Source organism: Paracoccus denitrificans (genome assembly GCF_900100045.1).
In the GTDB taxonomy this organism is placed as follows: Bacteria; Pseudomonadota; Alphaproteobacteria; order Rhodobacterales; family Rhodobacteraceae; genus Paracoccus; species Paracoccus denitrificans.
This window is the reverse complement of sequence record NZ_FNEA01000002.1, coordinates 42,431-63,561: the sequence shown is the minus strand read 5'-3', so window position 1 is coordinate 63,561 and position 21,131 is coordinate 42,431. Positions and strand designations below refer to the sequence as shown.

Below are 21,131 nucleotides of genomic sequence, written 5' to 3'. Positions count from 1 at the left end.
CCGCGGCATTGTCGCAGCGGTTCCCATGCCGGCCATTGTTCGCGCCGCCCCGCCTATGCTACCCCGCGCCACGAGAATGGAGGCGCGCGTGATCCTTTGCGAATTCGGTCCCGGGGGCGGGCCGGTCCTGTTTCGGGACCCGCGGGAATTGCTGGTGGTGACCCGGCCCGAGGACGTGGCCCCTGCGCTCGACCATCTGGAGGCCCGGCGCCGGCAGGGGGCATGGATCGCGGGCTACCTGTCCTATGAGCTGGGCTATGCGCTGGAGCCGGTGCTGGCCCGTGACATGCCGGCCGAGCGCCGCACGCCGCTGCTGGCCTTTGCCGTCCATGACGCGCCCCGGCCGGCCCCGCCGCTGCCCGCGGGCGACGCGGCCCGGCTGGCGCCGCTGAAGCCGCTGATCTCGCAGCAGGATTATGCCGCCGCCTTTGCCCGGACCCGCGACTATATCGCGGCGGGGGATTGCTATCAGATCAACCTGACCTTTCCCATCGGTTCGCGCCTCGTTTCCGGCTCGCCGCTGGAGCTTTACGCCGCGCTGGCCGCGCGCCAGCCGGTAGGCTTCGGCGCCTATGCCGATCTGGGGCAGGGGCCGGTGGTGGTCTCGCGCTCGCCCGAGCTGTTCTTCCGCCTTGACGCGCAGGGCCGGATCGAGGCGCGGCCGATGAAGGGCACGGCGCCACGCGACCCCGATCCGGCGCACGACGCGGCCCTGGCGGCGGGGCTGGCGGCATCGGAAAAGAACCGGGCCGAGAACCTGATGATCGTGGACCTGCTGCGCAACGACATCGCCCGCATCTCGCGCGTGGGCTCGGTGCGGGTGCCCGAGCTTTTCGCCGTGGACAGCTTTGCCACCGTCCACCAGATGAGTTCGCGCGTGGTGGGCCAGCTGGAACGCCCGGCCGAGCTGGGCGCGCTGATGCGGGCGCTGTTTCCCTGCGGCTCGATCACCGGCGCGCCCAAGATCCGCGCCATGCAGATCATCCGCGAGGTCGAGCCCTTTGCGCGCGGCGTCTATTGCGGCGCCATCGGCTGGATGGCACCGGACGGCGCGGCCTGCTTCTCGGTCGCGATCCGCACGCTTTCGGTCTGGCCCGACGGCGAGGTCACGCTGAATGTCGGTGGCGGCGTGGTGCAGGATTCGACCGCCGAAGGCGAATGGGAGGAGGCGCTATGGAAAGCCCGCTATGCGCAGGATCTGACGACCCCGGATTGCGGCTGATCGAAACGGTGCTGTGGGACGGCGCCCGCTGTCCCCGGATCGAGGGGCATCTGGCGCGGCTGGCGGCGGGGGCGCAGGCGCTTGGCTGGCCCTGCGACCCGCAGGCCGCCCGCGCCGCGCTGGTCGCGCCTGCCGGCCAGCCGGCGCGGCTGCGGCTGACGCTGGATCGCGCCGCGCGGATCGAGGTGACGCGGGGCCCCCTGCCGCAGTCGCGCCCGGAATGGCGGCTGGCGCTGGCCGGCACGCGGCTCGGCTCGGGCGATCCCTGGCTGCGGCTCAAGACCACGCGGCGGGCGCAATACGACGATGCCCGCGCCGCGCTGCCCGAGGGGATCGAGGAGGCGATCTTCCTGAACGAGCGCGGCGAGGTCTGCGACGGCACCATCACCACGGTCTTTTTCGACCGCGGCCAGGGCATGCGCACGCCGCCGCTGTCCTGCGGGCTTTTGCCGGGCGTGCTGCGGGCTGGGATGCTGGCCGAGGGGGCCTGCCGCGAAGAGTTGCTGCCGGCCGGGGATCTGCCGCATGTCCGGCTTTGGGTCGGCAATGCGCTGCGCGGGCTGATCCCCGCCGTCTGGGCGGGCTGAGCCGGTCAGGCCAGGTCGGCCAGCTCGCGTGCGGCGCGTTGCAGCGCCGGCAGATGCGTCATGGCCGTGTCCAGCGACATGCGCTGGACGGGCGCGTGAAAGGTCACGGCGGCCAGCACCCGGCCGCGCGAATCCAGCGCCGGGACCGAGATGCCGACCATGCCGGGAATGAATTCCTGATCGTCGATGGCGTGGCCCTGTTCGCGCACGCGCGCCAGTTCTTCGCGCAGGCTTTCGGCGCTGGCGAAGGTGTTCGGCGTATGCGGATGCAGTTGGGCGTGGCGCAGGAAATGCTCGACGCTCTGCGGGTTCATGAAGGCCAGGCAGACCTTGCCGGCGGCGGTCGCATGCAGCGGCACGCGGGTGCCCAGCCGGATCACCAGCCGCAAGGGCCAGTTCGTCTCGACCCGGTCCACATAGACCAGCGTGTCGCCCTCGGGGATCGAGATCGAGCAGGTTTCGCCCACCGAGGCGAACAGCCGGACCAGCACGTCGTGGCGCGCCAGGTCGTATTGGCCGGCATGCATGACGCCCAGCATCATGCGCCGCAGCTTGAGGCCGGGCAGATAGCTGCGCCCATCGAGTTGCCGCGACAGGTAGCCCTCTTGTTCCAGGGTGGCGACCAGGCGGTGGATGGTCGGCTTGGGCAGGCCGAGGCTGGCGTTGATCTCGGTGGCGGTCATCGGCCGCGCCTCGCGCGCCAGCACTTCCAGGATCTGGAGATTGCGCAGGCTTGGGGGCGCCTGGGAACTGTCTTGATACTCTTGCATGGCCTGGAACCCGGTCGCTTTACCGTTCTTATTATCGCAGGAGGGCAGGAGGTCCAGACGTCGCGGGCGCCACTACATCCTTTTGCGCGGATGGCGGCAGGTGCCGGTCCCCGGTCGCTGCACTGTAGCATTTGCGTTGCCCGAGCGTCATCCATCGGTTAGGAACCGCGACTCACAGACCCCGGCAGTTCTGGTATCGGGGGCCGGGCGCACTATATCCGGGGTGACTGCGACGCGGGCAGAGTGGGGGGACCAAATGCTCGATCTGACGACCATCCGCAGCGAGCTCGGCTCGCATTACGATCTTGAGCCCTCGCTCGAGCTGGCCGAGCGCATGGCCGATATCCATGCCCGGATGGGTCGCGTCATGCCCTGGCCCGACTGGGCGATCCATGCCCCCTATGTCGCTGCGATCAACAAGCTCAAGAAAGAGCGCAATGCCGTGGTGCTGGCGCATAACTACATGACGCCGCAGATCTATCACGGCATCTCGGACGTGGTGGGGGACAGCCTGGCGCTGGCCATCGCCGCGACCAAGGTCGAGGCCGAGGTGATCGTGCAATGCGGCGTGCATTTCATGGCCGAGACCTCGAAGATCCTGAATCCGCGGAAAACGGTGCTGATGCCCGACATGGAGGCCGGCTGCTCGCTGGCCGAAAGCATCACCGCCGAGGGCATCGCCGAGATGCGGGCGCGCTATCCCGGCGCGCCGGTGGTCAGCTACGTCAACACCACCGCCGAGGTGAAGGCCGCGTCCGACATCTGCTGCACCTCTGCCAATGCGGCGCAGATCGTCGCGGCGCTGGAGGGCGACACGATCATCATGACGCCCGACAAATGGCTGGCGCAGAACGTCGCGAACAAGGTGCCGCAAAAGCGCATCGTCTGGTGGGACGGCGCCTGCATCGTGCATGAGCAGTTCACGGCGCAGGATCTGCGCGATTTCCGCGACTGGAACCCGGGGCTTAAGATCATCGCCCATCCCGAATGCCCGCCCGACGTGGTGGCCGAGGCCGATTACGCCGGTTCGACCGCCAATATCCAGGGCTGGGTCGAGACGGAGCGGCCCAGGCAGGTGATGCTGGTCACGGAATGCTCGATGGCCTCGAACATCTCGGACGCCAATCCCGAGGTCGAGTTCCTCGGCCCCTGCAACATGTGCCCCTATATGCAGAAGATCACGCTGGAAAAGGTGCTGTGGTCGCTGCACACCATGACCGGCGCGGTCGAGGTCGATCCGCAGGTCGCGGACCGCGCCCGGCTGGCGGTGCAGCGCATGATCGACCTGTCGCAACGCCTGGCGGCCTGACGGATGCGCGAAACCTCGACGCCCCGCGTCATCATCGTCGGTGCGGGGCTGGGCGCGCTATACGCGGCGCTGAAACTGGCGCCGCGCCCGGTGCTGATGATCTCGCCCGAGGTGCTGGGGCAGGGCGCAAGCTCGGCCTGGGCGCAGGGCGGGGTGGCGGCGGCCATGGACCCGGCCGACAGTGCGCAGGCGCATGCCCGCGACACGCTGCTTGCCGGCGCCGGCACCGTCGATCCCGCCGTCGCGGCGCTGGTCACGGACGAGGCGCGGGCGCATATCCTGGACCTGACCCGGCTCGGCACCCCCTTCGACCGCAAGCCCGACGGCGGCTATGTGCTGTCGCGCGAGGCGGCGCACAGCTTTGCCCGCGTCGTGCGGGTGCGCGGCGACCAGGCCGGGGCCGAGATCATGCGGGCGCTGGTCGCCTGCGTGCGCGAGACACCCTCGGTCCAGGTGCTGGAGGGCGTCATGGCCACCGGCCTGCGCGTCGAGGAGGGCGTGGTCGCGGGGGTCGAGGTCACGCTTTCCGGTCCACAGGGCTCGGCGCCCTTCCTGATCCGCGCGCCGGCGGTGCTGCTGGCGGGCGGCGGCTCGGGCGGGCTTTACGCGCTGACCACCAATCCGCCGCGCATCCGCGGCCAGGTGATCGGCATGGCGGCGCGGGCCGGGGCCGAGATCGCCGATGCGGAATTCGTGCAGTTCCACCCCACCGCCATCGATTGCGGCGAAGACCCGGCGCCGCTGGCCACCGAGGCGCTGCGCGGCGAGGGCGCGCATCTGGTCAACCGGCTGGGCGAGCGCTTCATGCTGGCGGTGCATCCCGATGCCGAGCTTGCGCCGCGCGACGTGGTGGCGCGTGCGATCTATGCCCAGACGCAGGCGGGCTTGCGGCCGATGCTGGACACCCGCGGCTGCCTGGGCGACCGCATCCTGACCGAATTCCCGGCCGTCGCGGGGGCGTGCTCGCGCGCGGGGATCGACCCCACCCGCGAGCCGATCCCGGTGGCCGCCGCCGCGCATTACCACATGGGCGGCGTGGCGGTGGACGCCGAGGGGCGGGCCAGCCTCGACCGGCTTTGGGTCTGCGGCGAGGCCAGCTCGACCGGCCTGCATGGTGCGAACCGGCTGGCCTCGAACGGGCTTCTTGAGGCGCTGGTCTTTGCCCGCCGCTGCGCGCTCTCCATCGAGGCGCGGCTGGGCCCGGCGCAGGACGCGCCCGAAATCCTGCTGCCCGATCTGCCGCCCGGCCCCGTGCCCGACCCGGCGCTGGTCGCCCGCCTGCGCCGCGCCATGACCGAGGGCGCGGGGGTTTTGCGCGATGCCGGGGGCCTGAGCCGCTGCCTGCGCGAGATCGGGACCATCGAGGCGGCGCAGCCCGATTGCCCGGCGCTCATGAACATGACCGCCACCGCCACGCTGATCGCCGCCGCGGCGCTGATGCGGCAGGAAAGCCGCGGCGCGCATTGCCGCACCGACTTCCCGCAGACCGCGCCCGAGGGTCGCCGCTCGCGCCTGCGGCTGGCCGATGCGCTGGCCCTGCGCGCCTCGCTTGAACCGGAGACGACATGACCGAGATGCCCCCGCTGCCCGAGATGATCCTGGAGCCGCTGCTGCGCGCCGCGCTGACCGAGGATCTGGGCACCTATGGCGACATCACCACGCGCACGGTGATCCCGGCCGGCACCCGCTACCGGGCGCGGATCGTGGCGCGCGAGGCGGGCGTGGCCTCGGGGATGCAACTGGCGGGCATCGCCTTTCGCCTGATCGATCCGGGCCTGGCATGGCGGCCGCTCCATCCCGACGGCAGCCGCTTCCAGCCCGGCGACACCCTGGCCGAGATCGAGGGCGAGGCGGCCTCGATCCTCTCGGCCGAGCGGGTGGCGCTGAACTTTGCCGGCCGGCTGTCCGGCATCGCCACGCAGACGGCGGCATTCGTGGCCGAGACGGCGGGGACGAAGGCGCGCATCACCTGCACCCGCAAGACCACGCCGGGGCTGCGGCTGGTCGAGAAGCAGGCGGTCCTGCATGGCGGCGGCTTCAACCACCGCTTCGGCCTGTCGGACGCGATCCTGGTCAAGGACAACCACATCGCGGCGGCGGGCGGCATCCGGCCGGTCCTGCAGGCGATCAAGGCCCGCGCCTCGCACATGATGCGGGTCGAGATCGAGGTGGACCGGCTGGACCAGCTTGCCGAGGTGCTGGAGGAGGGCGGCGCCGATGTCGTGCTGCTGGACAACATGCAGACGGCGGAACTGCGCGAGGCGGTCGCCATGACCGCGGGCCGCGTGGTGCTGGAAGCCTCGGGCAACATGCGACTCGCCCGTGTGGCCGAGGTGGCGGCGACGGGGGTGGACTACATCTCGGTCGGCGCGCTGACCCATTCGGCGCGCACGCTGGATCTGGGTCTGGATTTCTGACCAAAATCGCGGCGCTGCGGAAATCCCGAACCTGTTCAGGCGACTGAACCGCATATCTCGAAAATGACCGGCTGCGGCCCGGCTCGCCAATGCCCGGCCGATACCGGGCGTTTCCGCCACGTTCCGCCGAAAAGCAGTTATCGCTAACATTTTTCCTTGCATGGCTTGCGGTCTGTCGTGCTTTAAGCAGAGTCGGGGAAACGGCCCGGATTTCCTTGCGGGCGCGATGACTGGACAGGGGAACGAATGGCCAAGGACGAGATGCCCAAGAGCGATTTCCGCGATGCAATCCTGTGGCACCTGACCTATACGCTGGGCAAGGATCCGGATCATGCGCAGGTCTTCGACTGGCGGCTGGCGCTGAGCCATGCGGTGCGCGACCGCATCGTGGATCGCTGGATGGCATCCACCCGCGCCACCTATCGCGCCGATGCCAAGCGGGTCTATTACCTGTCGATGGAATTCCTGATCGGCCGGCTGCTTCAGGACAATATCGTCAACCTGCAACTGGCCGACCAGGCGCAGGCGGCGATCGAGAGCTTCGGCCTCGATTACCGCGACCTGCTGCTGGACGAGCCCGACGCGGCGCTGGGCAACGGCGGGCTGGGGCGGCTGGCGGCCTGTTTCATGGAATCGCTGGCCACGCTGGGCTGCCCGGCCTATGGCTACGGCATCCGCTATGAGCACGGGCTGTTTCGCCAGAGCTTTGCCGAGGGCCGGCAGATGGAGGCGCCCGAGGACTGGCTCGCGCAGCCCTATGTCTGGCAGTTCGAGCGCCCCGAGGCGCGTTTTACCCTGGGTTTCGGCGGCCGCGTCGTCACCCGCGACGGCAAGCCGGTCTGGGAGCCCGAGAACTTCGTGCAATCCGAAGCCTATGACGTCCCGGTCATCGGCTGGCAGGGAGCCTGGGCCAACACGCTGCGGCTCTGGGCCGGGCGGGCGGTCGACCCCTTCGACCTCGGCCGCTTCAACGCCGGCGACTTTACGGCGGCCGCCGAGGCCGAGGCGCTGGCCCGCACCATCTCGCGCGTGCTTTATCCCGAGGATTCGACCGAAGCCGGCAAGCGGCTGCGGCTGACGCAGGAATATTTCTTCTCGGCCGCCTCGATTCGCGACATCCTGCGCCGGTTCGAGGCCGATCACGCCGACCTCCGCCTCTTGCCGCAAAAGGTGGCGATCCAGCTCAACGACACCCATCCGGCCATCGCCGGGCCGGAATTGCTGCGCATCCTGCATGACGAGCGCGGCCTTCCCTTCGACGAGGCGCTGGCGATCACCCGGGCCTGCGTGAACTACACCAACCACACGCTCTTGCCCGAGGCGCTGGAAAGCTGGGGCGAGGGGCTTTTCGGCGAGTTGCTGCCGCGCCATCTGCAGATCATCGACCGCATCGATGCCGAGGACGCCAAGGCCCATCCCGACCGCCGGAACGCGGCGCGGGGCGAGGGGCGGGTCAGGATGGGCGAGTTGTCCTTCATCCTGTCGAACCGCGTCAACGGCGTCTCGGCGCTTCATACCGGGCTGATGAAGACCACGGTTTTCGCCGACCAGCATCGCATCTGGCCCGATCGCATCGTGAACCAGACCAACGGCGTCACCCCGCGCCGCTGGCTGCATGGTTGCAACCCGCGCCTGTCGCGGCTGATCACCCAGACCATCGGCGACGGCTGGGTGGGCGATCTGGAGCAGTTGCAGGCGCTGGAGCCCCATGCCGCCGATGCCGGCTGGCTGGAGCAGTTCGCCGCCGTGAAGGCCGCGAACAAGGCCGATCTGAGCGACTGGGCCCGCCGCGAACATGGCCTGACGCTGAATCCGCAGGCGCTGTTCGACGTGCAGATCAAACGCATCCACGAATACAAGCGCCAGCACCTGAACATCCTGGAGGCCATCGCGCTGTGGCAGGAGATGCGCGAGAACCCGTCCGCCGACTGGACGGCGCGGGTCAAGATCTTTGGCGGCAAGGCGGCGCCGGGCTATTTCTTCGCCAAGGACATCATCCGGCTGATCAACGACGTGGCGGGCGTCATCAATGCCGACGCGGCGACGAACGAAAAGCTGCAGGTCGTCTATCTGCCGAATTACAACGTGACGCTGGCCGAGCGGCTGATCCCCGCCGCCGATCTGTCCGAGCAGATCTCGACGGCCGGCAAGGAGGCGTCGGGCACCGGTAACATGAAGTTCGCGCTGAACGGCGCGCCGACCATCGGCACGCTGGACGGTGCCAATGTCGAGATCCGCGAACTGGTGGGGCCCGAGAACTTCTTCCTGTTCGGCCTGACCGCCGAGGAGGCCGAGGCCCGTCGCGCCGTTCCCGACCATGCCGCCAGGGCGGTCGCCGGCGATCCGCGGCTCAAGCGCGCCATCGAGGCGATCCGCAGCGGCATCTTCAGCCCAGGCGAGCCGGACCGCTATGCGAATATCGTCGAGAACCTGACGGGGGCGGATTACTTCCTCGTCGCCTCGGATTTCGCCGATTACTGGCGGGCGCAGCGCGAGGTCGATTTCGCCTATGCCGACCGCGACGGCTGGGCGCGGATGGCGGCGCTGAACGTGGCGCGCTCGGGCTGGTTCTCGTCGGATCGCACGATCCGCGGCTACATGCAGGACATCTGGAACGCGAAAAGCCTGCTCGGGCAGGAGTGACGCCATCGCGGAGGGGGAACCATGGCGCAGATCGACCCGAATGAAGTCGCGGATCCCGCGGTGCTGGCCCGCATCGTCGAGGGACGCTTCGACGATCCCTTCGCGGTCCTTGGCCCGCATCAGCGGGGCAGCATGCGGCATGTCACCGCCTTCGACCCCGGTGCGATCGAGATGGCGGCCATGGTGGGCGGCAAGGCGCATCCGCTGAACCCGGTCGAGGGCTGTCCGGGCCTGTTTCACGGCAAGGTGCCCGGCGCGGAACCCTATCTGCTGCGCGGGCGCCGCGACGGCGAGGAATGGCTGGTCGAGGATGCCTATCGCTTCGGCCCGGTCCTGGGCGAGCTTGACGAATACCTGCTGGGCGAGGGCCGGCACCAGCGGCTTTGGCAGGCGCTCGGCGCCCATGTGATCGAGCATCAGGGCACGCGCGGCACGCATTTCGCGGTCTGGGCGCCCAATGCCCGCCGCGTGTCGCTGGTCGGGGATTTCAACGCCTGGGACGGGCGGCGCCATGTCATGCGCAGGCGCGGCGCGACCGGCGTGTGGGAGATCTTCATGCCCGATCTGGGCGAGGGCACGGCCTATAAATACGAGATCCTCGGTGCCTATGGCGGGCTGGCGCAAAAGGCCGATCCGGTCGGCTTCGGCGCCCAGCACCCGCCGGCGACGGCTTCGGTGGTGCGCGAGATCGCGGGCTATGGCTGGTCGGATGGCGGCTGGATGGGCACGCGGGCCGAGGCGCAACGCATCGACCGGCCGATCTCGATCTACGAGGTGCACCTGGGCAGTTGGCGCAGGAAGGACGGCGGCCGGCCGATCTCGTATCGCGAGGCGGCGGTGGAACTGGTCGAGTATGCCAGGGGCATGGGCTTCACCCATATCGAACTGCTGCCGATCAGCGAATATCCCTTTGACGGCTCATGGGGCTATCAGCCGGTCGGGCTGTTCGCGCCGACGATCCGCTTCGGCCCGCCGCACGAGTTCCGCGACCTGGTGAATGCCGCGCACAAGGCGGGGCTGGGGGTGATCCTGGACTGGGTGCCGGGGCATTTCCCGACCGATCCGCACGGGCTGGTGCAGTTCGACGGCACCGCGCTTTACGAACACGCCGACCCGCGCGAGGGCTTTCATCAGGACTGGAATACCCTGATCTACAATTACGGCCGCAGCGAGGTGATGAACTACCTGACCTCGAACGCGCTTTATTGGCTCAGGGAATATCACGTCGACGGGCTGCGGGTGGATGCGGTGGCCTCGATGCTCTACCGCGACTATTCCCGCGCCGAGGGGCAATGGGTGCCGAACAAGGACGGCGGGCGCGAGAATTACGAAGCCATCGCCATGCTGCAGGAGATGAACCGCCTGACCTATGGCGAGGAGCCGGGCATCATGACGGTGGCCGAGGAATCGACCTCATATCCCAGGGTCTCGCGGCCGGTGCACGAAGGCGGCCTGGGCTTTGGCTTCAAGTGGAACATGGGTTGGATGAACGACACGCTGGATTACATCAAGCGCGAGCCGATCCATCGCAAACACCATCACCACCAGATGACCTTCGGCCTGCATTACGCCTTTTCCGAGAATTTCATCCTGTCGATCAGCCATGACGAAGTGGTGCACGGCAAGGGCTCGATGCTGGCCAAGATGCCGGGCAGCGAATGGGAGAAATTCGCCAACCTGCGCGCTTATTACGGCTTCATGTGGGGCCATCCGGGCAAGAAGCTGTTGTTCATGGGCCAGGAATTCGCCCAAGGCTCGGAATGGAACCACGACGCCGAGATCGACTGGGCCTGCATCGGCAACCCGCTGCATTACGGCATGCAATTGCTGGTGCGCGACCTGAACGCGATATATTGCGCCACGCCCGCGCTTTACGCGCGTGATTGCGACGGCGCGGGCTTCCAGTGGATCGAGGCCAACGACGCCGCCCATTCGATCTATGCCTGGGTGCGGCGCGGGGGGCCGGGCGACCCCGAGGTGGTGGTGGTCTGCAACTTCACCCCGGTCGAACGCAGCGGCTGGCGCATGGGCTTTCCGCAGGCGGGCCTGTGGCGCGAGGTGCTGAACACCGATGCCGAGGTCTATGGCGGGGCCGGGCGCGGCAATCTGGGCCGTATCTCTGCCCTGCCGGGCGAGAGCCATGGCCAGCCCGCCCATGCGGAACTGGTGCTGCCGCCGCTTTCGACGCTGATCTTCATCAAGGACGACAAGACGTAACCATCCCGCGCGCAGGCGCCGGGTAAAGAGGGAGGGGATAGAGATGGTCCAGCGTGAGGAAAGGCTTTCCAGAAGATCCATGGCCTTCATTCTGGCCGGCGGACGCGGCTCGCGCCTGCGCGAACTGACCGACAAGCGGGTCAAGCCGGCGGTCTATTTCGGCGGCAAGTCGCGGATCATCGACTTTGCGCTGTCGAACGCGCTGAACTCGGGCATCCGCAAGATGGCGCTGGCCACGCAATACAAGGCCCACAGCCTGATCCGCCATGTCCAGCGCGGCTGGAACTTCTTTCGGGCCGAGCGCAACGAATTCCTGGACATCCTGCCCGCGTCCCAGCGCTACGACGAGTCGATGTGGTATCGCGGCACCGCCGACGCCGTGGCCCAGAACATCGACATCATCGACAGCTACGGCGTGGATTACGTCCTGATCCTGGCCGGCGACCATATCTACAAGATGGATTACGAGTTGATGATCCGCCACCATGTCGAGGCGGGCGCGGACGTGACCATCGGCTGCCTGACCGTGCCGCGGGCCGAGGCCTCGGCCTTCGGGGTCATGGCGGTGGACGGCAAGGACGTCATCACCAGTTTCCTGGAAAAGCCCAAGGACCCGCCCGGCACGCCCGACGACCCGGATGTGACGCTGGCCTCGATGGGCATCTATGTGTTCCGCTGGGATTTCCTGCGCGACCTGTTGATCCGCGACATGCAGGACGACAATTCCAGCCACGATTTCGGCAACGACCTGATCCCGGCCATCGTGCGGGACGGCAAGGCGCAGGCGCATCGCTTCGCCGACAGCTGCGTGCGGGCCTCGGGCGATCCGGTCTATTGGCGCGACGTGGGCACGGTCGATGCCTTCTGGCGGGCGAATATCGACCTGACCGACTTCAACCCCGACCTGAACCTGTGGGATCGCGACTGGCCGATCTGGACCTATTCCGAACTGGTCCCGCCCGCGAAGTTCATCCATGACGAGCCGGACCGCCGCGGCAGCGCCGTCAGCTCGCTGATCTCGGGCGGCTGCATCATCTCGGGCAGCGAGATCCGCGAGTCGCTCTTGTTCACCCAGGTCCACACCAATTCCTATTCCAGCCTGGAGCGCGCGGTGGTGCTGCCCTATGCCAACGTCGCGAGGCACGCACGCTTGACCAATGTGGTCATTGACCGCGCCGTCAGAATCCCCGAAGGGCTGGTCGTCGGCGAGGACCCCGACGAGGACGCGAAATGGTTCCGCGTCTCGGAAGGCGGCGTCACGCTGATCACGCAGGACATGCTGGATCGAAGGGAAGCGTCTTTATGACAAGGGTTCTGTCCGTCGCCTCGGAATGCGTGCCGCTGGTCAAGACCGGCGGCCTTGCCGATGTGGCCGGCGCGCTGCCGGCCGCGTTGGCCGGGCAGGGCGTCGGGATGCGGGTGCTGTTGCCCGGCTATCCCGCGGTGCTGGGGGCCGCGGCCAAGACGCCGGTGCTGCGCGAGATCCCGGATCTGTTCGGCGGCCCGGCCCGCATCCGACGCGGTGCGCTGGGAAAGGCGGTGCTTTACATCCTGGACGCGCCGCATCTTTTCGACCGGCCGGGCGGCATCTATCTGGGGCCGGACGGCCGCGACTGGCCCGACAATCCGCAGCGTTTCGCCGCGCTTTGCAAGGCCGCCGCGCTGATCGCCGCCGAGGGCGTCGAGGACTGGCGCCCGCAGGTGCTGCACCTGCACGACTGGCAGGCGGGGCTGACCCCGATCTATCTGCGCCAGGCGGGGGTGCGCGACGTCAGGACGCTGCTGACCATCCACAACATCGCCTTCCAGGGGCTGGCCCCGGCGCATATGCTTTCGGCGTTGCAACTGCCGGCGCATCTCTTCAACCCGAGCGGTTTCGAATATTGGGGCCGGATCTCGGCGCTGAAGGCGGGGATCGTCTTTGCCGACAAGGTCTCGACCGTCAGCCCGACCTATGCCGAAGAGCTGATGACTCCCGAATTCGGCATGGGGATGGAGGGCGTGCTGGCCGACCGCGCCGGCGATTTCACCGGCATCCTGAACGGCATCGACCTGGACGCCTGGAAGCCGCCCTATGCCACGCCCCAGGGCAAGGCGCCCCATCGCGCGGCGCTGCGCAAGGAATTCGGACTGCCCGAGACGGACGGGCCGCTTTGCGTGGTGGTCTCGCGGCTGACCGGGCAGAAGGGGCTGGACCTGTTGATCGAGGCGCTGCCGGCGCTCTTGGAAAACGGCGGCCAGCTGGCGGTGCTGGGCTCGGGCGACCCTGGGCTTGAGGCGGCTTTCGCCAAGGCCGCCGCTCGCCATGCCGGCGTTGCCTTGCGGCTGGGCTATGACGAGGCGCTGTCGCGGCGCATGATCGCCGGCGGCGACGCCATCCTCGTGCCCTCGCGCTTCGAGCCCTGCGGGCTGACGCAGCTTTACGGGTTGCGCTTTGGCACGCTGCCGCTGGTGGCGCTGACCGGCGGGCTGGCCGACACGGTCATCAACGCGTCGGTGGCGGGGCTGGCCGCCGGGGTGGCGACCGGGGTGCAGTTCCATCCGGTCGATGCGCGGACGCTGTCCCGCGCGCTGACCCGGCTTTGCGCGCTCTGGCATCAGCCGGCGGCGTGGCAACGCATGATGGACAATGCCATGGCCCACCCGGTCGGCTGGGACGCCTCGGCGCGCGCCTATGCCGAGCTGTTCGAGGCGATGGCCGCCTGATGACCGGGCTGCGTATCTTCGAGGGCCGGGCGGAACCGCTGGGCGCCACTTTCGATGGCGATGGCGTGAACTTCGCCGTGTTTTCCGAACATGCGCGGCGGGTGACGCTGTGCCTGTTCTCGCCCGACGGCCGGACCGAGACGCACCGGCTGGACCTGCCGGAACGCGACGGCGATGTCTGGCACGGCTATGTCCCCGGCCTGCGCCCCGGCCAGCTTTACGGGCTGCGCGCCGATGGTCCCTATGCGCCGGCCGAGGGGCACCGCTTCAATTATCACAAGCTGCTCATCGATCCCTATGCCAAGCGGCTGACCCGGCATCCGGTCTGGCACGACGCGCTGATGGGCTATGCCGTCGGCTCGCCCGACGCCGATCTCAGCTTCGACCGCCGCGACAGCGCGCGCTTCATGCCGCGCTCTGTGGTCGAGGATCCGTCCTTCGCCTGGGGCGCCGACCAGCCGCCGCGCCGCGACATCGCCGAGACGGTGATCTACGAGGCCCATGTCAAGGGCCTGACCCAGCTGCATCCCGACGTGCCCCATCGCGGCAGCTTTCTGGGCCTCGCCTCGGACCCGGTCCTGGAACACCTGCAATCCCTGGGCGTCACCGCGCTGGAGCTGCTGCCGGCGCAGGCCTTCCTGAACGACCGTTTCCTGCTGGAAAAGGGGTTGGTGAACTATTGGGGCTACCAGACGCTGGGCTTTTTCGCCCCGGACCCGCGCTATCTGGCCAAGGATCAGATCGCCGAGTTCCAGCACATGGTCGCCCGCATGCACGCTGCCGGGATCGAGGTCATCATGGACGTGGTCTACAACCACACCGGCGAGGGCAACGAGCTTGGCCCGACGCTGTCCTTTCGCGGCCTCGACAACCGCAGCTACTACCGCCTGCAGGAAAATCCCCGCCATTACGTCGATGACACCGGCACCGGCAACACGCTGAACGTCAATCACCCCATGGTGCTGCGCATGGTCATGGACAGCCTGCGCTATTGGGTCGAGGTGATGCATGTGGACGGTTTCCGCTTCGATCTTTGCACGGCGCTGGGGCGGCGGGTGCGCGGCGGTTTCGACCGCAGCGCCTCGTTCTTCGATGCGATCCGGCAGGACCCGGTGCTGACGCGGGTCAAGCTGATCGCCGAGCCCTGGGACATCGGACCCGGCGGCTATCAGGTCGGGGGCTTCCCGCCGCCCTTCCTGGAGTGGAACGACAAGTATCGCGACGGCATCCGCCGCTTCTGGCGCGGCGATGCGCGGCAGGTGCCCGAGCTTGCCGACCGCATGGCCGGCTCGGCCCGGCAGTTCGACCATTCCGGCCGGCCCGCCACCTCGTCGGTGAACTTCCTGACCGCGCATGACGGCTTTACGCTGATGGATGTGGTCAGCTACGGCGAAAAGCACAACGCCGCCAATGGGGAACAGAATCGCGACGGCCATTCCGAGAATTTCTCGGACAACATGGGTGTCGAGGGGCCCAGCGACGATCCCGCCATCCTCGACGCCCGCGCGCGCCGGCGCCGCAACCTGCTGGCGACGCTGCTTTTGTCGCAGGGCACGCCGATGCTGCTGGCCGGGGACGAGCTGGGCAATTCGCAGGCCGGCAACAACAACGCCTATTGCCAGGACAACCAGATCGGCTGGGTGCAGTGGGACGGCGCCGATCCTGCGTTTCTGGACTTTACCCGCAGGCTCATCGCCTTTCGCCGCGCCCATCCGATCCTGCGGCAGAAACGCTTTCTGCATTCGCGCCCGCGCCTGACCGACGGGCTGCCCGACCTGTTCTGGCTGCGCCCGGACGGAGAGGAGATGACCCCGGCCGACTGGGGCAATCCCGAGCTGCGCGTGCTTTGCGCCGAGCTGCGCATGGCCGCCGGCACCCCCGATTATGCGCAGCGCGAGGAGGCGCTGTTCCTGGTCTTCAACAACGGCGACCCGCTGGAGGTGGTGCTGCCCGAACGCCCCGAGGGCTGGCGCTGGCGGCTGCACCTGGACACCAGCCGTCCCGATCTGGCCCCGCATGTGGTCGAGGGCGACCGGCTGGCGGTGGACGGCCAGTCCGTCCTCGCCTTCGATCTGGAGCGCGACCGTGACTGATCCGCGCCTGATCCTGGCGGAACGGATGGGCGTGCTGCCGGGCTTTCACGACCTTGGCGGGCAATGGCGCGAGACCTCGGTCGAGACCGCCGCGGCGCTGCTTGCCGCCATGGGGCTTGCCGTGCCCACCGCGGCCGAGGCGCAGGCGGCGCTGGAGGCTCACGCCGACCGCCTGCCGCGGGACGTGATCTGCGCCGCCGGTTCCCGCCCCGACCTGGCCGTCGGCGACTGGCAGGTGACGTTCGAGAATGGCGCCCAACAGGAGGGCCGCGGCCCGCTGCCCGCGCTGCCGCTGGGCATCCACCGTTTGCAGGCCGGGGGCCGGGACTATACGCTGCTTGCCGCGCCGCCGCGCCTGCCCGAGCCGGCGCGGTGCTGGGGGCTGATCGCGCCACTTTACGGCATCTCGCAGGCGGGGATCGGCAGCTATGCCGACCTTGCGGTGCTGGCGCGGGGCATGGGCGGGCAGGGCGCGGCTTTCCTGGGCATGAACCCGGTCCATGCCGGCTTCCCGACCGTGCCGCATCTCTTCAGCCCCTACACCCCGTCGCATCGCCGGCGGCTGAACGTGATCCACCTGCCCGGCGGCGCGGGCACCCCCGGCCCGCGTGTCGATTACGCCCGCGACATCCCGGCCCGCATGGCGGCGTTGCGCGCGGAATACGACGCCTTTCCGGGCGATCCGGCCTTTGACGCCTGGCAGGCGGCCGAGGGCGAGGGCCTGCAGCGCTTTGCCCTGCATCAGGCGCTGTCGGCCCGGCTGGGCGCCTTCTGGAGCGATTGGCCGGCGACGCTTGCCTCGCCCGACACGCTCGCCGCCCTTGCCGCGCGCGCGGAACTGGCCGGCGAGATGCGCTTTCATGCCTGGCTGCAATGGCGGGCCGAGCGGGCGCTGGCGGCGGCCGGGCAGGCGGCGCGCGACGGAGGCATGGCGCATGGGCTCTATCTCGACCTCGCCGTGGGCACCCATCCCTTCGGTGCCGAGACATGGGAGGATCGCGCCAGCTTCGCCTTTGGCGCCTCGCTTGGCGCGCCGCCCGACGGTTTTGCGCCCGAGGGGCAGAACTGGTCGCTGGCACCCTTCAACCCGCTGGGCCTGCGCGCCCAGGCCTATGCGCCGCTGGCCGAAACCCTGCGCCGCCAGCTGCAATTCGCGGGCGTGCTGCGCATCGACCACATCCTGGGCTTCGAGCGCGCCTTCTGGGTGCCCGATGCGGCACCCGGCGCCTATGTCGCCATGCCGCGCGACGCCATGCTGGCCGTGGCCCGGATCGAGGCCGGGCGTGCAGGCGATGCCGTCATCGTCGGCGAGGATCTGGGCAATATCCCCGAGGGGCTGCGCGATGCGCTGGCCGCCTCGGGCATCCTCGGCTGCCGCGTCGCGATGTTCGAGCGCGACGGCTGGCATCCGCCCGTCTTTCGCCCTGCCGAAGCCTATGACCGCGGCGCCATCGCCAGCTTTTCGACCCATGACCTGCCGACGTGGCGCGGCTGGCGGCAGGGTGGCGATATAGGGGCCCGCGGCCGTATCTCCGGCCAGGACACCGCCACCCAGCACAGCGAACGCGCCGCGGAGGTCGCGGGCTTCGACCGGCTCCTGCCCGATCCCGGCGTCGATGCGCTGCACGGCTTTCTGGCCCGCACGCCGTCGCGGCTGGTGGCGGTGCAGGCCGAACTGCTGCTTGACATGGCCGACCAGCCGAACCTGCCCGGCACGGTCGGCGAATATCCGAACTGGCAGCTGCGCCTGCCGGTGGCGGCCGGGGATTTCCCGGCATTGCCCTCGGTCGCGCGGACTGCCAGCATCATGCGTGACCACGAACGCTAAGGAGAGGTCCATGACCGTTCACACCGTCCCGACCCAGCCCATCGCGGGGCAGAAACCCGGCACCTCGGGCCTGCGCAAGAAGACCCCGGTCTTCATGCAGCCGCATTACCTGGAAAACTTCGTGCAGGCGATCTGGAACGGCACCGGCGGCGCCGAAGGCAAGACCTATGTGCTGGGCGGAGACGGGCGCTATTTCGGCGACCGCGCCGCGCAGGTCATCCTGCGCATGGCGGCGGCCAGCGGCGCGAAAAAGGTGATCGTCGGGCAGAACGCGCTGCTCTCGACCCCCGCCGCCTCGCACCTGATCCGGCTGCGCGGGGCGGATGGCGGCATCATCATGTCCGCCAGCCACAATCCCGGCGGCCCGACCGAGGATTTCGGCGTCAAGTATAACGTCGCCAATGGCGGCCCGGCGCCCGAGCCGGTGACCGAAAAGATCTTCGAGGCCACCAAGGCGCTGACCGAATACCGCATCCTGGACGCGCAGGACGCCGACCTGTCCACGCCGGGGACCAGGATTCTGGGCGGGATGGAGATCGAGGTGGTCGATCCGGTCGCCGACTACGCCGACCTGATGCGCTCGATCTTCGACTTCGACAAGATCCGCGCGCTGTTCGCGGACGGCTTCCGCATCCGCTTCGACGCCATGCACGCGGTGACCGGACCCTATGCCAAGGCGATCCTGGAGGGCGAGTTGGGCGCGCCCGCGGGCTCGGTGGTGAATGCCGTCCCAAGCCCCGATTTCGGCGGCGGCCATCCCGATCCGAACCCGATCTGGGCCAAGGATCTGATGGATGCGATGTTCGGCGCGGATGCGCCCGATTTCGGCGCTGCCTCGGACGGGGACGGCGACCGCAACATGATCGTCGGCCGCGACTGCTATGTGACGCCTTCGGACAGCCTTGCGGTGCTGGCGGCCAACGCGACGCTGGTCCCGGCCTATGCCGGCGGGCTGAAGGGCGTGGCGCGCTCCATGCCGACCTCGCGGGCGCTGGACCGGGTGGCCGAGAGCCTGGGCCTTGCCTGCTACGAGACGCCGACCGGCTGGAAGTTCTTCGGCAACCTGCTCGATGCCGGCAAGGCGACGCTCTGCGGCGAGGAAAGCGCCGGCACGGGCTCGGACCATGTGCGGGAAAAGGACGGGCTCTGGGCGGTGCTGTTCTGGCTGAACCTGCTGGCCGAGCGCCGGCAGCCGGTGGCCGGGATCATGGCCGATCACTGGGCGAAATACGGCCGCAACTATTATTCCCGCCACGACTACGAGGCGGTGGATGCGGCGGCCGCGGGCGAGCTGGTGGCGGCGCTGCGGGGCAAGCTGGGCAGCCTGCCGGGCCGGTCCGCGGCCGGGCTGCGGATCGAGGCGGCGGACGAGTTCGCCTATGACGACCCGGTCGACGGCTCGCGCAGCGAGGGACAGGGCCTGCGCATCATGACCGAAGGCGGCGGCCGCATCGTGCTGCGCCTGTCGGGCACCGGCACCGAGGGCGCGACGCTGCGCGTCTACCTGGAGCGGGTCGAGACCGACCCGGCCCGGATGCAGGACGACCCGCAAGAGGCGCTGGCCGGGGTCATCGCCGCCGCCGAGGAAATCGCCGGCATCCGCGCCCGCACCGGCCGCACCGCGCCCGACGTGATCACCTGAGCGCGGGGTCGGGCTCGTTCCCGTCGGGGGCCGGGCTCAGCCGGCGGCCAGTTCGTCCCAGCAGGCCAGCGCATGGCCGGCATACATCATGCCCGGCCCGCCGCTCATCTGGATCGCCATGGACAGCACGTCGCCCAGTTCCTCGCGCGTGGCGCCGGCCTTCATCAGCGCCTCGACATGAAGCAGGATGCAGGGTTCGCAACGCTGGACGATGGCCATGCCAAGGGCGATGAATTCCCTGGTCTTGACGTCCAGAACGCCGCCGTCATGCACCGCCTTGGACAGCGTGCCGAAGCCCTTGGCGGTGTCGGGGATGGCCTTGTTCATTACCCGCAATTCGCCGCGCATCCCGTCGATCTTTGCCTTGTAGCTCATGGTTCGCACTCCTTCTGGCCGGGCATGGCCTAGCCCGGCGCGAATGGGTGCGGCTTGATCCAGATCAAGGAAGTTGCGAATTTTCGCAGGTTTGCGGCAAGGTTCAGACCCGCCGCCCGCGCACCCAGGTCTCGCGCATGACCGGCGTGTCCTCCAGCATCGCGAAGCGGATCAGGTCGGCGCGCAGCCCCGGCGCAAGGCGGCCGCGGTCGGCCAGCCCCGCCGCCCGGGCCGGGTTGGCCGTCACCGTCGCCACGGCGCGCGGCAGGTCGTCCCAGATCCGCGCCAGGATCAGCGCCCCGGCCAGCAATCCCGAGGGCACATAGTCCGACGACAGGATGTCCAGGTGCCCGGCCCGCGCCAGTTCTGCCGCCGAGACATTGCCGGAATGGCTGCCGCCGCGGATCAGGTTCGGCGCCCCCATCATCACCATGATGCCGTGGTCGTGGCAGGCGGCCGCTGCCTCGGGGGTGGTCGGGAACTCGGCCAGCCGCACGCCATGGCCGGCCGAAAGCGCGACATGCTCGGCCGTGGTGTCGTCGTGGCTGGCCAGCACCGCGCCCAGCCGGTGCGCGATCTCGACCGCGGCGGCCTCGTGCCGGTCGCCGAAGCGCGCGCGCAGATCCTTGAGCCGGGCGACGTGATCGGCGAATTCCGCGTCCGAAAGCTTGTATTTCCCCTGCACGTATTGCGCCAGCTTCGAGACGTCGCGGAACTGGCGCTGGCCGGGAGTGTGGTCCATCAGGCTGATGATGCCGACCCGGTCCTCGGGCCCGAACTCGTCCAGCTCGGCCAGCAGGGTCTGCGAGCAGATTTCGGCGCGCAGATGCAGGAAATGGCTGATGCGCAAGGCGTCCCGCGCCCGGATCGCCGCCAGCTCATGCGCCAGTTCGCGGGCATATTTGTCGTAATCCTGATCCGGTCCCTCGTTCGGGATCGAGCCCACGCGCATGGCGTCGAAGACCGTGGTGATGCCGCAACCGGCAAGCTCGGCGTCATGCGCCAGGATGGCGGCGGCATGGGGCCAGTCCACGCCGGGGCGCGGGCGGATGTGGCGCTCCAGGTTGTCGGTGTGCAACTCGACCATGCCGGGGGCGAGGTAGTCGCCGCCCATGTCCAGCGCACCGGCGGGAACGGCGGTGCCCGGCTGGATCGCGGCGATGGCGCCGTCCTCGACGACGATGGCACCGGGCGTCACGGCTTCGGGCAGGATCAGGCGGGCATTGGCGAGGATGGTGCGGGTCATGGCGGGCTTTCGGGTTTCGGCGGGCAAGGGGTGGCCGATTGCGGCGCCATGGTCAAGCGCGGCGCCCGCTGGGCCG

The 21,131-nt window shown here is 69.0% G+C and carries 15 protein-coding genes; 12 read left to right on the top strand and 3 right to left on the bottom strand.

Features of this window, described 5'->3' with window-relative positions; genetic code table 11:
- The first annotated feature begins 88 nt into the window (after positions 1-88).
- Positions 89-1,222, top strand: coding sequence for an aminodeoxychorismate synthase component I (locus tag BLT64_RS01545; protein WP_041530684.1), 1,134 nt, complete (start codon positions 89-91; stop codon positions 1,220-1,222).
- Positions 1,174-1,809 carry an aminotransferase class IV family protein gene (locus tag BLT64_RS01540; protein WP_041530482.1) on the top strand — a complete coding sequence of 212 codons (636 nt, stop codon included), beginning with the start codon at positions 1,174-1,176 and terminating at the stop codon, positions 1,807-1,809. The genes BLT64_RS01545 and BLT64_RS01540 overlap by 49 nt, the downstream gene beginning before the upstream one ends.
- Before the next feature lie 5 nt (positions 1,810-1,814).
- Here the strand turns inward: BLT64_RS01540 and BLT64_RS01535 are convergent, their stop codons facing one another.
- Positions 1,815-2,579, bottom strand: a complete 765-nt coding sequence (locus BLT64_RS01535; protein ID WP_011750659.1) for an IclR family transcriptional regulator — start codon at positions 2,577-2,579, stop codon at positions 1,815-1,817.
- Positions 2,580-2,835: 256 nt separating this feature from the next.
- On the opposite strand from BLT64_RS01535, the gene nadA reads away from it, so the two are divergent.
- The 10 genes from nadA to BLT64_RS01485 all read left to right on the top strand — a co-directional run bounded on the left by nadA (position 2,836) and on the right by BLT64_RS01485 (position 19,434).
- A complete protein-coding gene (gene nadA, locus BLT64_RS01530; protein WP_011750658.1) occupies positions 2,836-3,888 on the top strand; it encodes a quinolinate synthase NadA in 1,053 nt (350 codons plus the stop codon).
- Positions 3,889-3,891: 3 nt separating this feature from the next.
- On the top strand, positions 3,892-5,457 hold the full coding sequence (locus BLT64_RS01525) for an L-aspartate oxidase (RefSeq protein WP_011750657.1): 1,566 nt from the start codon (positions 3,892-3,894) through the stop codon (positions 5,455-5,457).
- Entirely contained in the window at positions 5,454-6,305 is an 852-nt protein-coding gene (gene nadC, locus BLT64_RS01520; protein WP_011750656.1) for a carboxylating nicotinate-nucleotide diphosphorylase, read from the top strand. The genes BLT64_RS01525 and nadC overlap by 4 nt, the downstream gene beginning before the upstream one ends.
- A 246-nt stretch (positions 6,306-6,551) precedes the next feature.
- The gene (locus BLT64_RS01515) at positions 6,552-8,948 is read left to right on the top strand and encodes a glycogen/starch/alpha-glucan phosphorylase (protein WP_011750655.1); all 2,397 of its coding nucleotides are present in this window, start codon (positions 6,552-6,554) and stop codon (positions 8,946-8,948) included.
- A gap of 21 nt (positions 8,949-8,969) precedes the next feature.
- Positions 8,970-11,165, top strand: a complete 2,196-nt coding sequence (gene glgB, locus BLT64_RS01510) for a 1,4-alpha-glucan branching protein GlgB (protein ID WP_011750654.1) — start codon at positions 8,970-8,972, stop codon at positions 11,163-11,165.
- A gap of 43 nt (positions 11,166-11,208) precedes the next feature.
- A complete protein-coding gene (gene glgC, locus BLT64_RS01505) occupies positions 11,209-12,471 on the top strand; it encodes a glucose-1-phosphate adenylyltransferase (protein WP_011750653.1) in 1,263 nt (420 codons plus the stop codon).
- Positions 12,468-13,871: a glycogen synthase GlgA gene (glgA, locus tag BLT64_RS01500; protein WP_011750652.1), complete on the top strand. Its 1,404-nt coding sequence runs from the start codon at positions 12,468-12,470 to the stop codon at positions 13,869-13,871. The genes glgC and glgA overlap by 4 nt, the downstream gene beginning before the upstream one ends.
- A complete protein-coding gene (glgX, locus tag BLT64_RS01495) occupies positions 13,871-15,964 on the top strand; it encodes a glycogen debranching protein GlgX (protein ID WP_011750651.1) in 2,094 nt (697 codons plus the stop codon). Before glgA ends, glgX begins: the two co-directional genes overlap by 1 nt.
- Positions 15,965-15,989: 25 nt before the next feature.
- Positions 15,990-17,792 (top strand): 4-alpha-glucanotransferase, encoded by a 1,803-nt coding sequence (locus BLT64_RS01490; protein ID WP_081465096.1) that lies wholly within the window; start codon positions 15,990-15,992, stop codon positions 17,790-17,792.
- Positions 17,793-17,802: 10 nt separating this feature from the next.
- A complete protein-coding gene (locus BLT64_RS01485) occupies positions 17,803-19,434 on the top strand; it encodes an alpha-D-glucose phosphate-specific phosphoglucomutase (RefSeq protein WP_011750649.1) in 1,632 nt (543 codons plus the stop codon).
- A gap of 36 nt (positions 19,435-19,470) precedes the next feature.
- On the opposite strand, the gene BLT64_RS01480 is transcribed toward BLT64_RS01485, so the two are convergent.
- Both BLT64_RS01480 and BLT64_RS01475 read right to left on the bottom strand, forming a co-directional pair.
- Complete coding sequence (locus tag BLT64_RS01480; protein ID WP_011750648.1) at positions 19,471-19,809, bottom strand: carboxymuconolactone decarboxylase family protein; 339 nt, start codon at positions 19,807-19,809, stop codon at positions 19,471-19,473.
- A 103-nt stretch (positions 19,810-19,912) separates the two neighbouring features.
- Positions 19,913-21,055: an alpha-D-ribose 1-methylphosphonate 5-triphosphate diphosphatase gene (locus tag BLT64_RS01475; RefSeq protein WP_011750647.1), complete on the bottom strand. Its 1,143-nt coding sequence runs from the start codon at positions 21,053-21,055 to the stop codon at positions 19,913-19,915.
- Positions 21,056-21,131: the final 76 nt, after the last annotated feature.

Excerpts from the sequence above, each read along its gene's own strand:
- BLT64_RS01540 (WP_041530482.1), top strand. The coding sequence starts at position 1,174 with ATGGAAAGCCCGCTATGCGCAGGATCTGACGACCCCGGATTGCGGCTG.
- BLT64_RS01535 (WP_011750659.1), bottom strand. The coding sequence starts at position 2,579 with ATGCAAGAGTATCAAGACAGTTCCCAGGCGCCCCCAAGCCTGCGCAAT.
- nadA (WP_011750658.1), top strand. The coding sequence starts at position 2,836 with ATGCTCGATCTGACGACCATCCGCAGCGAGCTCGGCTCGCATTACGAT.
- BLT64_RS01525 (WP_011750657.1), top strand. The coding sequence starts at position 3,892 with ATGCGCGAAACCTCGACGCCCCGCGTCATCATCGTCGGTGCGGGGCTG.
- nadC (WP_011750656.1), top strand. The coding sequence starts at position 5,454 with ATGACCGAGATGCCCCCGCTGCCCGAGATGATCCTGGAGCCGCTGCTG.
- BLT64_RS01515 (WP_011750655.1), top strand. The coding sequence starts at position 6,552 with ATGGCCAAGGACGAGATGCCCAAGAGCGATTTCCGCGATGCAATCCTG.
- glgB (WP_011750654.1), top strand. The coding sequence starts at position 8,970 with ATGGCGCAGATCGACCCGAATGAAGTCGCGGATCCCGCGGTGCTGGCC.
- glgC (WP_011750653.1), top strand. The coding sequence starts at position 11,209 with ATGGTCCAGCGTGAGGAAAGGCTTTCCAGAAGATCCATGGCCTTCATT.
- glgA (WP_011750652.1), top strand. The coding sequence starts at position 12,468 with ATGACAAGGGTTCTGTCCGTCGCCTCGGAATGCGTGCCGCTGGTCAAG.
- glgX (WP_011750651.1), top strand. The coding sequence starts at position 13,871 with ATGACCGGGCTGCGTATCTTCGAGGGCCGGGCGGAACCGCTGGGCGCC.
- BLT64_RS01490 (WP_081465096.1), top strand. The coding sequence starts at position 15,990 with ATGGGCGTGCTGCCGGGCTTTCACGACCTTGGCGGGCAATGGCGCGAG.
- BLT64_RS01485 (WP_011750649.1), top strand. The coding sequence starts at position 17,803 with ATGACCGTTCACACCGTCCCGACCCAGCCCATCGCGGGGCAGAAACCC.
- BLT64_RS01480 (WP_011750648.1), bottom strand. The coding sequence starts at position 19,809 with ATGAGCTACAAGGCAAAGATCGACGGGATGCGCGGCGAATTGCGGGTA.
- BLT64_RS01475 (WP_011750647.1), bottom strand. The coding sequence starts at position 21,055 with ATGACCCGCACCATCCTCGCCAATGCCCGCCTGATCCTGCCCGAAGCC.